The sequence below is a fragment of the Mesorhizobium newzealandense genome, assembly GCF_042682145.1.
GTDB lineage: Bacteria > Pseudomonadota > Alphaproteobacteria > Rhizobiales > Rhizobiaceae > Mesorhizobium > Mesorhizobium newzealandense.
Genome location: NZ_JBHUGZ010000018.1, coordinates 80,582 through 93,326, shown reverse-complemented (window position 1 = coordinate 93,326; position 12,745 = coordinate 80,582). Strand labels below are relative to the sequence as shown.

The window sequence follows — 12,745 nt, the reverse complement described above, 5'->3', positions numbered from 1 at the left end:
ACTGCCAAACTTGCCGTGCCGCAAAATCTCTCGAAAGGGATGCTATGAACCCTGTCCACGCGGTGATCTGGTTGCCGTCGACCTTCTATTCGGCAGTCGCCGCGACCCTTGTCGAGATGTTCGACATGGTGAACACCATCCGCCGCGAGCGAATGATCTCCTTCGAATTCGTGGCACGGCAACCGGATACCGCCACCACGCCCGGGATTTCCTTTCAGACGAAGCGCGAGCCATCCAGACGGATGGACGCGCTGATCCTGCTTGCCATGCCCGGCATGCAGATACCGGAGCTGACTGCCGCGCTGGAGGAAGAGGGTCGCCATGCCGCGCCGATAATCGCCAGGGCGCAGCGCGAGAACGCCATCATTGCCGGGCATTGCGGCGCCGGCTACTTCCTCGCCGAGGCCGGCCTTCTCGATGGCAAACGGGCGACGATCTCGTGGTGGCTGAAGACGGATGCGCGCCGCCGCTTTCCGAAGGTGCGTTGGGACGCTTCCCGCGTCCTAGTCCAGGAGGGGCGCATCTACACTTGCGGCGGCGGCTTTTCCGGCCTCGAACTTGGCCGGGCACTGCTTAGGGATCTCGGCTTTGCCGAGGAAGAACGCCTTGTGCGTAAGCTCCTGGTGCTGCCGCCGTCGCGGCAGGTGCAGACGCCTTATGAGTTTCCGTTGCAGGACCAGCCTTTGCCCGCGCCGTTCCGCGATCGGATCGAAGCGCTGTCGAACAGCCAGTTGCGGCGGCTGGACCTTGCTTTTCTTGGCAAGGAGCTGGCACTGACGCCAAGGACGCTTGCCCGTCGGTTCTCCGAGGAATTGCACACGACACCCGGGCGCTGGATTCAGGATCAGCGCATCGAAGCGGCGAAAACGCTGCTGGAAAGCACCAGGCTTGGTGTTCTCGAAGTCTGCTATCAGGTCGGCTATCGGGATGCCGCCTCCTTCAGCCGGCTGTTCGCCCGCGCGGTAGGCCTGCCGCCTGGCGAATACCGGCGTCAGAATCATTAAGCGGACCTGTCTGCGAGGCGCAGGATTTGGAATCCGCGACTGGCTGGAAGAAGCGGCATCGCGCCTTTGTGAAGTGCTGGCTCTGCGGAAAAGGGCGGCCAGGCCTTTGACCTCGACAAGGCGGGACCTAGGTTAGGGTCCGAACCTCAGCCAGTGGGCAGCGTTCGCCCGCCACCAATCACCCCGGAGATACGCCTTGCAGAAACGCCGTCTCGGTCGCACTGACCTTTCCATCGCGCCGCTGGTTCTGGGCGGCAACGTCTTCGGCTGGACCGCCGACGAGAAAACTTCATTCGACCTGCTCGACCGCTTCGTCGGCGCCGGCCTCAACGCCGTCGATACGGCCGACGCCTATTCGCGCTGGGTGTCCGGCCACAAGGGCGGCGAATCGGAAACCATCATCGGCAAGTGGATGAAGGACCGTGGCAATCGCGATCAAGTCGTGGTGGTCACCAAGGTCGGCTCGGATATGGGGCAGGGCCACAAGGACCTGTCCGCCGCCTATATCGAAAAGGCTGTCGACGCGTCGCTGAAGCGGCTGCGGACCGACGTCATCGACCTCTATCTGTCGCACTGGCCGGATCCGGCCACGCCCTATGAGGAAACCCTTGGCGCCTACGAGAAGCTGCTCGCCAAGGGCAAGATCCGCTATGCCGGCTGCTCGAACCTCGACGCCGGCCAGTTGCGCGCGGCACTTGATGTGGCGAGCCTGCGCAGCCTGCCGCGCTACGAGGTGCTGCAGCCGGAATACAATCTCTATGATCGCTCCTCCTTCGACGGGCCGTTGCGCGATCTGTGCGCGGCCGAGGATATTGGCGTCATCACCTATTTCAGCCTGGCCAAGGGCTTCCTCAGCGGCAAGTACCGCGGTGAGGCCGATCTCGGTCAAAGCCCGCGCGGCGGCGGGGTGAAAGACTACCTCAATGCGCGCGGCACGCGCATCCTCGCAGCCCTCGACACGGTGTCGGCCAGGCATTCGGCGAAGCAGGCGGAGGTGGCGCTTGCCTGGGTTATCGCGCGGCCAGGGGTCACCGCGCCGATTGCCAGCGCCACAAAGCCTGAGCAGATGGACAGCCTGATCAAGGCGGTGTCGCTGAAGTTGACCGCAGACGACATGGCTGAGCTCGACAAAGCGAGCGGCTGAAGCTTCCTTCGGCCGCTGCACGCACGAACGTCCAAGACCACCCTCTTGCCTTGCCATACCGTCCTTCGCACGGGGCATGGCAGAGGGTGAGATGACTGAGCCGCTTCTTTCGCAGCCGGATCTTTGGCGCCAACTCCTCGGGCTTGTGCTTGCCGCCACCGTCGTCATGGGCAGCCCGGGGCCGGCAACGATAAGCGTCACCGCCGTTGGCGCTGCCTTCGGTCTGCGCCACTCGCTGAGCTATGCCTGCGGGATCATCCTGGGCACGATCGCCGTGCTTCTGGTGGTGGCAACCGGGGTGGTGGCGGTGCTTGCCTCGATGCCGAGGCTGGCGCCGGTGCTGGCTGTCGCGTCCGCCTCCTACATCCTCTATCTCGCGTTCAGGATCGCCACCGCACCGCCATTGGCGGCGCGCGCCCGAGAGGCTTCGCGCCCAACATGGCTGGCTGGGTTTCTCTTGGCTGTTGCCAATCCAAAAGCCTATGTGGCGATCGCAGCCGTGTTCGCCGGCGTCTCGTCGGCCGGCGATATCGGCATGTGGCCCAAACTGACTGTTCTCGCCGTGATGATCGTTGCCATCCATGCCTTGTGGCTCGTCGCGTTCGCGCGCTTCCTGCGCAGGCCGGCCGCGTCGCGGATCATCAACTTGGTCTTCGCCGCGACGCTGGTGTTGACCACCGCGCTGGCCATGGTCGGCTAAGTGTCGACTCGCGAGCCTTCAGGCTTTCGCGCCGAGTTCCCGCAGCCGCTTCATTGCCGTTGGCGGAAAGGCCGGCGGGTTGGGCGCGCGGGATGCCTCGATGAGAAGCTGGTCACAGGCAGCCTCCGTCTCACCGATCAGCCGGGCCATGAATTCGTCCTTGTTCAAGCCGGGCGGGATCGGCGGCAGGAACCGCGCCTTGATCGTGCCGGGGTAGCGCAGGAATTTGCGGCGCGGCCAGTAGAGACCGGCAACATGGGCGACCGGCACCACCGGAACGCCAAGCTGCGAATAGATTTCAACAATGCCGTATTTGTAGGCCGGCTCGTCGCCCGGCGCGCGGCGCGTCCCCTCGGGATAGATGATCAGCTGGCGTGGGTTGCGCGCCATTTCCTCCTTGGTGGCGGCGACCACCGCCTTCAGCGCCTTCGAGCGGCTGCCGCGGTCGACCGGGATCATGCGCATCTTCATGATGTACCAGCCGAAGAACGGGATCCAGGTCAGCTCCCGCTTGAGGATGTAGAGCGGGTCCTGCAGGAAAGGGAAGAAGGCGATGGCATCCCAGAAAGACTGGTGCTTGGGCGCCAGGATGAAGGAACCTTCGGGCAGGTTTTCCTGGCCGGTGATGTCGTTGCTGGTGCCGGCAATCTTGTCATAGAGCCACATGCAGGTGCGCGACCAGAATTTCGGCACGAACCAGGCGCGGTGCCGGGGCGACAGGAAATAGTAGGGGGTCCAGAGGATCATCTGGACGATCAGATTGACGTAGAAGACGAAATTGAACGCCAGCGATCGGATATAGAGCATGCGGGAAGCCCGGTGAGGAGGTGTGCGTTGGTTACACCAAGCGCAGGCAAAAAGGAAATGGCCGCAAGCCGCTCTGACCGGCAAAGAAGAACGAGCCTCGATCGGCAGGCAGCCCGGTTCCGCTACACCAGTCGCGCCAGCCGCTCCTTCAGGCGCGGGGCGGCAAAATCGAGAAAAGCACGCAGCTTGACCGGCAGCAGGCCGTGGCCCGCATGCACCAGGCTTACCGGCCATGGCTCAGGCTCGAACTCCTGGAGCAGGACGCGCAGCGTGCCTGACCGCAGCGCGTCCTCGATCTGGTAGGAAAGCACCTTGGTCAGCCCGACACCGGCAATCGCCGCATCGATGGCGGCTTCGGCGGTGTTGACCTGAAGCCGTGAGCGGACCTGGACGGGGACTTCCATCTTGCCTTTGGTGAAGCTCCAGGTGGCGGCGGAGGCAAGCCCCTCGAAGGTGATGCAGCTGTGTGTTTCCAGATCCTGCGGGGTCGTCGGCGTGCCGTGTTCGGCCAGATAGGCGGGGCTGGCGCAGACGACGCGGCGGATCGAGCCGACGCCAATGGCGACCAGGCTCGAATCGGGCAACCGGCCGATGCGAATGGCGAGGTCGAAATGGTCTTCGACCAGCTGGGTTATGCGATCTGCCAGCGTCAGGCGGATGTCCACGTCAGGATAGGCCGCGAGAAAGCCGGTGACGACCGGCAGTACGTGCAGGCGGCCAAAGACCACCGGGGCGGTGATGGCCAGTTCGCCGGTCGGCGCGCTGTATTCGCCGGCTGCCGTGCGTTCGGCCTCGCCGACGTCATCGAGAATGCGACGACAGGCGGCAAGATATGCCTGGCCGGCATCGGTCGTCGTCAGCCGGCGCGTCGAACGGTTCAAGAGGCGTGTGTTCAGATGCCGTTCCAGATCGGAAACCTTGCGGCTGACCGTCGCCAGCGGAATGCCGAAACGGCGCGCCGCGGCGGAAAGGCTGCCGGCCTCCACCGCGGCGACAAAGAGCGACATGGCTTCGAGACGATCCATTGCTTCTTCCGGAAAATGGAAGGACGGATTGCGAATATGTCATCTGCATTTGAAGGATGGAAGGCTTTATATGGGGGTTGTTGGCCTGCCTGCAGCAAGGCCGCGACGAGCAAGGAGCTACCATGTCTGAAAGCCGGCCGCCGCTTCCGCCGTTCACAGCCGAGACCGCCGCGCAGAAGGCGCGCATGGCGGAGGATGCCTGGAATTCGCGCGATCCGGCCCGGGTGGCGCTTGCCTACACAACGGGTAGCCGCTGGCGCAACCGCGCCGAGTTCCTGCAAGGCCGCGATGCCATCCAGGCTTTCCTGACACGCAAATGGAGCCGCGAACTCGACTATCGGCTGATCAAGGAGGTCTGGGCCTTCCACGGCAACCGCATCGCCGTGCGCTTCGCCTATGAATGGCACGACGACAGCGGCTCATGGTTCCGCAGCTATGGCAACGAGAACTGGGAATTCGACGAACACGGGATGATGCGCCTGCGCATCGCCAGCATCAACGACCTGCCGATCGGCGCGGCGGATCGCAAATATCACTGGCCGCTCGGCCGGCGGCCGGACGACCACCCGTCATTGTCGGAGCTCGGGCTCTAGGATCGTCCGGGCAAGGAGGCTTTCATGAATGCTCACGCTTTCACCAGCGACGTCGCCTTCACGCCGACCGTCAAGGCGATCCAGGCTCGCAAGGGTTCACGTCAGTCCTATGCTCGCGTCGAGGAGCGTGGCGGTTGGCAGGCCGTCATCACACCTGATCTTGGCGCCTTCATTGAGATGCAGACCAGCGTCTTCCTGTCGACGGCCAATGGCGATGGCCAGCCCTATATCCAGCATCGCGGCGGACCCGCCGGCTTTCTCAAGGTGCTGGATCAACACACGATCGGCTTTGCAGATTTCTCCGGCAACAGGCAGTTCATCACGCAGGGCAACCTGGCCGACAATCCGCAAGCCTTCCTGTTCCTGATCGACTATGCCCACCGGCAGCGCATCAAGATCTGGGGCTCCGCGCGGGTCGTGGAAGGCGACGCCGACCTCACGGCAAGGCTGATGCCGCAGGACTACAAGGCCCGTCCCGAGCAGGTCATCCTGTTCACGGTCTCGGCTTGGGATGCCAATTGCGCGCAACATATCCCGCAGCGGTTCGAGGCGGGTGACGTGGCAGCGGCGCTCAGCGAACGGGACAGGCGTATCGAGCGCCTTGAACAGGAGATCGCACGCCTCAAGGGGACTTCAGGCGCTGCCGCCGAGGCAGGCGCTGCCGCCGGGGAATGATGGTTCAGCCGCCGGCCGCGGTTTCGGCCAGCGCGATGCCGTCGGGTGTCGGCTTCATCGGCACGATGCCGCGCGCTAGCGCCAGCAGATATTTGTTGTACTCGGTGAACAGCACGCGCAATGCCCGCGGCTTGGTCAGCCAGCTGCCATTGTCGAGGTTGGTGTTGACCACCGGATAGGGCTCGAGCTTGGCGCCATGCAGCAGCCGGCCCATTTCCAGCAGGCTGCGCGGCATATGATAGTTGTTGGTGACGAGGATCACCGTGCCGTAGGCATGGCTCTCCACCCATTTGGCGCTTTCCTCGGCATTGCCGATCGTGTCCAGCGCGGCACGGTCGATGTCGACGCAACAGGAGAACAGTCGCTTGTCGCCACCGATCGCCGCCTGCAGCTGGCGGCGGCTGGCGGAAGGATGCACGCCGCTGATCAACAGCCGCTCGCCCTTGCCGGACGCCAGCAGATCCATCGCGGCGTCGAGGCGGGATTGGCCGCCGGTCAAAACGATGATCGCGTCGGCCTTGGCCGGATTGGCGGGCGTCGTCAGATGGCTGACCTTGTTGGCGAACCAGCCAAAGCCGCCGGCAAACAATGTTGCGAGGATGAGCAGGGAAAGAGCGGACACGCGCAACGCAGCCTTCAAACGGCTCAGCTTGCCGTGGGCACACGAACGGGCAACCACCAGTGGCATCGGCCCAGCCGTTCCGGTCGGTTCCTGCGCGTCCATCGCCATATGGTTAATCCTGAAATGCGGTCTTGGGTAGTTGAAAGACGCAATTTGCGTTACGCCAATTCTCCATCCGTGATCATCCTGTCTGTATCGATCTGACTGTTTCGACCTGGTCCTGCTTTCGAGCGACGTGGATTAGCCGGCATCCGGCTGGCGAACGTCGATATCACTGAGATAGGCGACAACGGTGGCATGGGACGTCGCGGCCGTCAGTCCGCCGATCACCAGCACCATGAGAACGACGCCGAGATAGCCCGCCGAGCCGATGGCGAAATTGCCGAACAAGGCGGTCGCCTGGTCGGCCTGCGGCGTCGCGATGTTGCGCGACGACCACCAGGAAAAGACGATGAACACGAGCACTGCGGCGGCTCCGCCGGCCGCGGCACCCTTCATCCCGGTGACCAGGAAATGCCGGCGGAATTCGCGTGCAATGAAGCGCGCCTCGGCGCCGACGAAATGCAGCACCTCGATGATGTGGCCATTGCCAGCCATGGCGCCGCGCGTCGCGAACACCACGGTCAGCACCGTCGCCGACAGCATCAGCGCCAGCACGGCGATGCCGATGGTCACCGTGGTGCGGGCCATGGCCACCAGCCGGTCGACCCAGGTGCGGTGATCGTCGAGCGATGCACTTGGCAATTTCGGGGTGATCGCGGCGCGCATGGCGGCGAAATCGGGCGGGCTGCTCTCGTCGATGGTGACGATGATCAGGCGCGGCACCGGCAGTTCGTCAATGTTGAGACCAGAGCCCAGCCACGGCTCCAAGAGCCTCGCGGTCGCCTCGCGATCGATGATCCGGGTCGCCCTCACACCGGGGAATTCGCTGGCGATCTGCGAGGCCTGGGCAAGGGCTGCCTCCATGTCGAGGCCGTCGACCGGCTTGATCTGGATCGTCGCCTCGCGCGAAATCTGGTTCTCCCAGACAGAGGCCGTGTCGCGCACCAGCGTCACCGCGCCGAAAGTCAGGCAGGACAGGAAGGTCATGATGGCGATGACCAGCACCAGCGCCCGGCCGGCGATGTTCTGCGCCGGCACGATCGGTGCCATCCTGCGCTGGGCACGCGGTCTTGCCGCGGCTGACTCGGCGTCCTGCTCCCGTTCCTCAAGATGTTCGGCGGACAGCTCAGTCATAGATATCCAGCCTTCCGCCGGCCAGGATCATGCGGCGTGCGTCGACCTGTTCCATCAGGCCAAGGTCGTGAGTGGCGATCACCACGGCGGTGCCGAGACGGTTGAGCTCGATGAACAGCCGCAGCAGGCGTCGCGCCAGCGGCGGATCGACATTGCCGGTCGGCTCGTCGGCCAGCAGGATCTCCGGCTGCTCGATCAGCGCCCGCGCGATCGCGGCGCGCTGCTTCTCGCCGCCCGACAGAACCGGCGGCAACACATGCATGCGCTCGCCCAGCCCGACCCATTTCAACAGCTCGGTGACATCGGTGCGGTAGCTGGCCTCCTCGCGCCCGCGCACGCGCAGCGGCAAGGCCACGTTTTCATAGGTGGTCATGTGGTCGAGCAAGCGAAAATCCTGGAACACCACGCCGATGCGACGCCTCAGATGCGGCAGTTCGGCGCGCGAGATGCGCGAACGGTCCTTGCCGAAGATGGTGATCAGCCCGCGCGTCGGCTTCAGCGACATGAACAGCAGGCGCAGCAAGGTCGTCTTGCCGGCGCCCGAAGGGCCGCTCAGGAACTGAAAGGAGCGCTCCGGGATATGCAAGGAAATGTCGCGGAGGATTTCCGGACCCATGCCATAGCGGAGGCCGACATTTTCGAAGCGAATCAATTTCGACGACCTGAAATTCGCGGCTGCGGCGAGCCAGCCTGTTCTAGGAAAAGACCATCGGCCGGCATGGTTAACCGGCGGTTAATTTCTGGGCTTTTTCGGCTCGTCACGAGGGCTCCGGTGGGGAAGCGTTAACCATTTGTGTTTACGCAAAAGAAACGAAAAGCGAACACGTGCTGCAATGCTGGTGCCATGATGGCTGACGATCGAACCGCGCGCCCGGTTTCCGGCGAAATCATGACCGATCCGGCGGCAATTGCCGCAGCGGACCGGTTCATGCGCGGTCCGGCGGCCGATATCGTCGATGCCGACTACGTGGTGATGCCACGCCTTGTCCCTGCCGCGGAAAGCGTTTCGCCGCTGCCGCGTGCGATCGTCACGCCGTCCATCGAGGGCATGGACATGCTGCGCAAGCCCGAGGCTCCGGTGGAGCGGCCGCCGGCCTCGCGCGGCGGACCGATTTTCTGGATCGCCGGGATTGGCGCCGCCTTGGCCGCCTTCTGGGTCTCCGGCGGGCATGCGCTGGTGCGCCAGGCGCCGTTCCTGTCCAGTGCGCAGGCGTCGGCACTGAGCATTTCCGGCGTCACGTCACGCGTCGACGCCTCCGGGCCGAATCCCGTGCTGTTCGTCGATGGCGAGGCAGCCAATGACGGCGGGAAACCGGCGCCGCTGCCGCCGCTCGAAATCCGGGTGACCGGCAATGACGGGCGCATGACCCGATATACATTGGGGACATCCGGCCGTTCGCTGGCGTCGGGCGAAAGATTCGGCTTTGCCAGCCGCCTCGACGTGCCTAAGAACGGCGTAAGGACCGTATCGGTCACTTTCGCGCAGTAGGCGATCACCGGGGAAGAACCACCAATGCCCATCGTACGCGGCAAGGACATCGAAGTCCTGTTTTCGGCATCGGCGATCGCACGGCGCAATCTCGAACTCGCCAAGGAGATCGCCGAGCACGACTATCACGACCTGCTGGTGATTTCGGTGCTGAAGGGCTCGTTCATCTTCGCCGCCGACCTGATCCGCGCCATGCATGATGTCGGCCTGTCGCCGGAGGTCGAGTTCATCTTCATTTCCAGCTATGGCGCCGGCACCACCAGCGGCGAGGTGAGGGTGCTTCGCGACATCGACAATGAGGTCGCCGGGCGCGACGTGCTTCTGATCGACGACATTCTCGAATCGGGCAAGACTCTGAGCTTCACCCGCGACCTGATGCTGTCGCGCGGCGCCAGGAGTTGCGCCATCGCCGTGCTGCTCGACAAGCGAATGCGCCGCCAGACCGCGCTCAACGCCGACTATGTGGGCTTCGACTGTCCCGACTATTTCGTCGTCGGCTACGGCATGGATGTCGCCCACGCCTTTCGCGAGTTGCCGTTTGTCGGCGTCGTCAAAGGCGATGTGTGAGCGACTTCCAAAAAGGCTTGCTGACCCTCCGCGCCTTCAGGAAAAGTCAACTTTTCGCCGCCAAATATGGCGGCCATGGCAAAGCTTCTGATCGTCGAGGACGATGAGTCCGTCCGCACCCTGGCCGCCCGCGCGCTTGAACGTGCCGGGCACACAATCGACGTCGCCGCGGACGGCGCGCAGGGGCTTTCACTGATCCGGGCCGCGCTTGGCCGCTACGATCTCGTCGTCTCCGATATCCGTATGCCGGAGATGGACGGCATCGAAATGGCGATTGCGGCGGCGGCACTCTTCCCGTCGATGAAGATCATGCTGATGACCGGCTATGCCGACCAGCGCGAGCGAGCCGAGGAGTTGAACGGCGTTATCCTCGATGTCGTGCAGAAGCCGTTTACGCTGGCCGAAATCCGATCACGCGTCGAACGGGCGCTTATCTGCTTCGCCTGATCAGGCCGGATCGGTGGCAGCGAGCACGGGCTGAGCACTCTTGCGGCGTTCGGAGTTGAGGGCGAGCAGGCCGGCGCCGATGATGAAGGCAGCACCGATCACGGTCGTCGCCCTGGGCACCTCGGCGAAGAATAGAAAACCCCACAGCGGCGACCACAGAATGCCGGTGTATTCGAAAGTGGCAACGCGGTTGGCCGGTGCCATCCGATAGGCCTGCGACAGCAGGATCATGCCGGCGGAGGCGACGAAACCGCAGGCCGCCATCTTGAGAAAATCGGGCAGCGTTGGCGAGAGCCAGGGCCGCACCAGGAATTCCAGGCTCGGGTGGACGGCATGGGTAATGCCGGCCAGGTGAAATGCGCCGGCAACCACGGCCGCGCCAACCAGGTAGGCGCCGTTTTGATAGAAGGCCATGACGGTGGACGATTCGGTATCGCCGATCTTGCGGGCCATCAGCTGCGAAAAGCCATAGAGAGCCGCCGAGCCCAGCGACAGCAGCGCCGCCCAGTCGAACAACCCGGCGCCGGGGCGCAACATCACGAGGACGCCGAACAGCCCGATCAGCACGGTCGCCATCGTCTGCCAGGAGACGCGCTCGCCAAGATACGGCCCGGCCAGCACCATGATGAACAGCGGCGCCATGAAGTAGAGCGCCACCGCGTCGGCCAGCGGCAAGGCGGCGATGGCCAGATAATACACGGTATAGGAGGTGAACTGGATGAAGGCGCGCATCGTCAGCATGCCGAATCGCTTCGACAGGATCGCTGGCAAGCCGACGTCGGCGTGGACGAGCACAATCAGGATCGGCAAGGCAACGATCGAGCGGATGGCCATCACCTCGGTCACCGGATAGCCGCTCGACACGGCTTTGACGAGGGGATCCTGCAGCGAGAAGACCAGCACGCCAAGGCACAGGCTCAGGATGCCAAGCACCATACGATTCCGCATCTGCCTTCCGGGCTCCCTGCAAGCTAAAAAGAACCCGCCACCGTTTCGGGCAGCGGGCACGAGTGAGGACTCTTCGAATTGGTCCGCGGCCGATTTCGCAGCCGCATATCCAATGGGAGAGACGACTATCGTCCGGCGTTTGACATGTTGCAAACGAATTGGAATGATATCAGCGATCAAATTCCCTTATGGCGGATTTCATGCGACCGAACCTCGACAGCGACCTCCTGCGCACCTTCGTCGCCGTTGCCGAAGCCGGCAATTTCACCAGGGCGGCGGAGCAGGCCGGCCGCACCCAGTCGGCAGTGTCGATGCAGATGAAGAAGCTCGAGGACCTGATCGGCGACAGCCTGTTCGAGCGCGGTTCGCGCGGCGTCGCGCTGACGCGGCGCGGCGGCGAACTCATCGTCAACGCCCGCCGCATCGTCTCGCTGCTCGACGAGACGGCGGCGTCGATGGCGGCTGCGCCGCTTGGCGGGCCGGTGCGTATCGGCATTCCGGAGGAATATGGCCACGCCATCCTGTCACGTGCGCTCGGCGCTTTTTCGAAGCGCCACACACAGGTCGAGGTCACCGTGCGCTATGCGCATTCTGGGGCGCAGGTGGCGGCGCTCGCCGCCGGCGAACTCGATCTCTGCGTGGTTTTCGAATGGCAGGATCCTGCCGGCGGCGAAGTGCTGATGCACGATCCGACCGTTTGGGTGACATCGACCCTGCACCACATGCATGAGGAACGGCCGGTGCCGATCGCGCTCTACAACCGGGCCGGCTGGTGCAAGGACTTCGCCATCAAATCGCTGGAGCAGCGCGGCCTTGCCTATCGTGTCGCCTATACGAGCGACACCACCGGCGGCCTCAAGCTCGCCGTCACGTCCGGGCTGGCCATCGCGCCGATCTCACGCAGCAACATCCCGGCCGGCTGTCGCGAACTGACGTCCGCGGACGGGTTCGGCGACATCGATTCCTCGAATGTGGTGATGCACCGCAACCCGAATGCCTCTGGCGAGGCGATCGACGGCATGCAGGAGGCAATTCGCGAGGCGTTCGTCAACAGGCTGGGTTAGTGCATGTCGCCCAAAGGTGTGCAGCGATTTTGGGATAACGACTCAGCCTGCGGCATCCTCGTAGAAATGCAGCCGGTTGCCGAACGGATCGGCGACCGATACCTCGCGGGATTTCCACGGCGTCTCTTCCAGGCCAGGCCTGGCGAAGCGGTAGTTCTTGCCGATCAGTTCGCGATGAAAGGCTGCGATGTCCTCGACCTTGATGCGCACGGCAATGCCAGGCGCGCCATCGCCGTGGTGCTCGCTGAGATGCAGCACGCAGCCGTCGCGGCCGACCGCCATGTAAAGCGGCGCGTTGTCGTCGAAGCGATGCTCCCATTGGACCTCGAAGCCGAGGAAACCGACAAAGAATTCACGTGCCTTGGCGATGTCGAAGATGCGCAGGATGGGCGTGACAGTGCCAAGTGTCGGCATGGTGTTGCAA

The 12,745-nt window shown here is 63.9% G+C and carries 16 protein-coding genes; 9 read left to right on the top strand and 7 right to left on the bottom strand.

What is annotated here, in order from left to right; all coding sequences use genetic code 11:
- The first annotated feature begins 44 nt into the window (after positions 1-44).
- The 3 genes from ACFSOZ_RS28275 to ACFSOZ_RS28265 all read left to right on the top strand — a co-directional run bounded on the left by ACFSOZ_RS28275 (position 45) and on the right by ACFSOZ_RS28265 (position 2,848).
- Complete coding sequence (locus ACFSOZ_RS28275) at positions 45-1,004, top strand: GlxA family transcriptional regulator (protein ID WP_379103423.1); 960 nt, start codon at positions 45-47, stop codon at positions 1,002-1,004.
- Positions 1,005-1,200: 196 nt separating this feature from the next.
- A complete protein-coding gene (locus ACFSOZ_RS28270; RefSeq protein WP_379103421.1) occupies positions 1,201-2,148 on the top strand; it encodes an aldo/keto reductase in 948 nt (315 codons plus the stop codon).
- Positions 2,149-2,239: 91 nt separating this feature from the next.
- Positions 2,240-2,848 (top strand): LysE family translocator, encoded by a 609-nt coding sequence (locus ACFSOZ_RS28265; protein WP_379103419.1) that lies wholly within the window; start codon positions 2,240-2,242, stop codon positions 2,846-2,848.
- Between the two features lie 18 nt (positions 2,849-2,866).
- Here ACFSOZ_RS28265 and ACFSOZ_RS28260 read toward each other — a convergent pair whose 3' ends face one another.
- Positions 2,867-3,655, bottom strand: a complete 789-nt coding sequence (locus tag ACFSOZ_RS28260) for a lysophospholipid acyltransferase family protein (RefSeq protein WP_379103417.1) — start codon at positions 3,653-3,655, stop codon at positions 2,867-2,869.
- A gap of 122 nt (positions 3,656-3,777) precedes the next feature.
- Positions 3,778-4,680 carry a LysR family transcriptional regulator gene (locus ACFSOZ_RS28255; RefSeq protein ID WP_379103414.1) on the bottom strand — a complete coding sequence of 301 codons (903 nt, stop codon included), beginning with the start codon at positions 4,678-4,680 and terminating at the stop codon, positions 3,778-3,780.
- A gap of 122 nt (positions 4,681-4,802) precedes the next feature.
- On the opposite strand from ACFSOZ_RS28255, the gene ACFSOZ_RS28250 reads away from it, so the two are divergent.
- On the top strand, positions 4,803-5,273 hold the full coding sequence (locus ACFSOZ_RS28250) for a nuclear transport factor 2 family protein (protein ID WP_379103412.1): 471 nt from the start codon (positions 4,803-4,805) through the stop codon (positions 5,271-5,273).
- Between the two features lie 24 nt (positions 5,274-5,297).
- The gene (locus ACFSOZ_RS28245; RefSeq protein ID WP_379103410.1) at positions 5,298-5,948 is read left to right on the top strand and encodes a pyridoxamine 5'-phosphate oxidase family protein; all 651 of its coding nucleotides are present in this window, start codon (positions 5,298-5,300) and stop codon (positions 5,946-5,948) included.
- Positions 5,949-5,952: 4 nt separating this feature from the next.
- On the opposite strand, the gene ACFSOZ_RS28240 is transcribed toward ACFSOZ_RS28245, so the two are convergent.
- From ACFSOZ_RS28240 to ftsE, 3 genes are all read right to left on the bottom strand, one after another.
- Entirely contained in the window at positions 5,953-6,678 is a 726-nt protein-coding gene (locus ACFSOZ_RS28240) for a YdcF family protein (protein WP_379103407.1), read from the bottom strand.
- Positions 6,679-6,810: 132 nt separating this feature from the next.
- Positions 6,811-7,806 (bottom strand): cell division protein FtsX, encoded by a 996-nt coding sequence (locus ACFSOZ_RS28235; protein ID WP_379103405.1) that lies wholly within the window; start codon positions 7,804-7,806, stop codon positions 6,811-6,813.
- Positions 7,799-8,458, bottom strand: a complete 660-nt coding sequence (gene ftsE, locus ACFSOZ_RS28230; RefSeq protein ID WP_027023302.1) for a cell division ATP-binding protein FtsE — start codon at positions 8,456-8,458, stop codon at positions 7,799-7,801. Before ftsE ends, ACFSOZ_RS28235 begins: the two co-directional genes overlap by 8 nt.
- A gap of 192 nt (positions 8,459-8,650) precedes the next feature.
- On the opposite strand from ftsE, the gene ACFSOZ_RS28225 reads away from it, so the two are divergent.
- From ACFSOZ_RS28225 to ACFSOZ_RS28215, 3 genes are all read left to right on the top strand, one after another.
- Positions 8,651-9,295 carry a hypothetical protein gene (locus tag ACFSOZ_RS28225; RefSeq protein WP_379103403.1) on the top strand — a complete coding sequence of 215 codons (645 nt, stop codon included), beginning with the start codon at positions 8,651-8,653 and terminating at the stop codon, positions 9,293-9,295.
- 24 nt (positions 9,296-9,319) lie between these two features.
- The gene (hpt, locus tag ACFSOZ_RS28220; protein ID WP_379103400.1) at positions 9,320-9,862 is read left to right on the top strand and encodes a hypoxanthine phosphoribosyltransferase; all 543 of its coding nucleotides are present in this window, start codon (positions 9,320-9,322) and stop codon (positions 9,860-9,862) included.
- A gap of 75 nt (positions 9,863-9,937) precedes the next feature.
- Positions 9,938-10,309: a response regulator gene (locus ACFSOZ_RS28215; protein ID WP_379103398.1), complete on the top strand. Its 372-nt coding sequence runs from the start codon at positions 9,938-9,940 to the stop codon at positions 10,307-10,309.
- Here the strand turns inward: ACFSOZ_RS28215 and ACFSOZ_RS28210 are convergent, their stop codons facing one another.
- The gene (locus ACFSOZ_RS28210) at positions 10,310-11,257 is read right to left on the bottom strand and encodes a DMT family transporter (protein WP_379103396.1); all 948 of its coding nucleotides are present in this window, start codon (positions 11,255-11,257) and stop codon (positions 10,310-10,312) included.
- 200 nt (positions 11,258-11,457) lie between these two features.
- On the opposite strand from ACFSOZ_RS28210, the gene ACFSOZ_RS28205 reads away from it, so the two are divergent.
- Positions 11,458-12,321 (top strand): LysR family transcriptional regulator, encoded by an 864-nt coding sequence (locus ACFSOZ_RS28205; RefSeq protein WP_379103394.1) that lies wholly within the window; start codon positions 11,458-11,460, stop codon positions 12,319-12,321.
- A gap of 42 nt (positions 12,322-12,363) precedes the next feature.
- Here the strand turns inward: ACFSOZ_RS28205 and ACFSOZ_RS28200 are convergent, their stop codons facing one another.
- Positions 12,364-12,735 (bottom strand): glyoxalase superfamily protein, encoded by a 372-nt coding sequence (locus ACFSOZ_RS28200; protein ID WP_379103392.1) that lies wholly within the window; start codon positions 12,733-12,735, stop codon positions 12,364-12,366.
- Between the last annotated feature and the right edge of the window lie 10 nt (positions 12,736-12,745).

Coding starts and splice junctions, on each gene's coding strand:
- ACFSOZ_RS28225 (WP_379103403.1), top strand. CDS start 8,651: ATGATGGCTGACGATCGAACCGCGCGCCCGGTTTCCGGCGAAATCATG.
- ACFSOZ_RS28210 (WP_379103396.1), bottom strand. CDS start 11,257: ATGCGGAATCGTATGGTGCTTGGCATCCTGAGCCTGTGCCTTGGCGTG.
- ACFSOZ_RS28245 (WP_379103410.1), top strand. CDS start 5,298: ATGAATGCTCACGCTTTCACCAGCGACGTCGCCTTCACGCCGACCGTC.
- ACFSOZ_RS28265 (WP_379103419.1), top strand. CDS start 2,240: ATGACTGAGCCGCTTCTTTCGCAGCCGGATCTTTGGCGCCAACTCCTC.
- ACFSOZ_RS28215 (WP_379103398.1), top strand. CDS start 9,938: ATGGCAAAGCTTCTGATCGTCGAGGACGATGAGTCCGTCCGCACCCTG.
- ACFSOZ_RS28250 (WP_379103412.1), top strand. CDS start 4,803: ATGTCTGAAAGCCGGCCGCCGCTTCCGCCGTTCACAGCCGAGACCGCC.
- ACFSOZ_RS28205 (WP_379103394.1), top strand. CDS start 11,458: ATGCGACCGAACCTCGACAGCGACCTCCTGCGCACCTTCGTCGCCGTT.
- ACFSOZ_RS28200 (WP_379103392.1), bottom strand. CDS start 12,735: ATGCCGACACTTGGCACTGTCACGCCCATCCTGCGCATCTTCGACATC.
- ACFSOZ_RS28255 (WP_379103414.1), bottom strand. CDS start 4,680: ATGGATCGTCTCGAAGCCATGTCGCTCTTTGTCGCCGCGGTGGAGGCC.
- ACFSOZ_RS28275 (WP_379103423.1), top strand. CDS start 45: ATGAACCCTGTCCACGCGGTGATCTGGTTGCCGTCGACCTTCTATTCG.
- hpt (WP_379103400.1), top strand. CDS start 9,320: ATGCCCATCGTACGCGGCAAGGACATCGAAGTCCTGTTTTCGGCATCG.
- ACFSOZ_RS28235 (WP_379103405.1), bottom strand. CDS start 7,806: ATGACTGAGCTGTCCGCCGAACATCTTGAGGAACGGGAGCAGGACGCC.
- ACFSOZ_RS28260 (WP_379103417.1), bottom strand. CDS start 3,655: ATGCTCTATATCCGATCGCTGGCGTTCAATTTCGTCTTCTACGTCAAT.
- ACFSOZ_RS28240 (WP_379103407.1), bottom strand. CDS start 6,678: ATGGCGATGGACGCGCAGGAACCGACCGGAACGGCTGGGCCGATGCCA.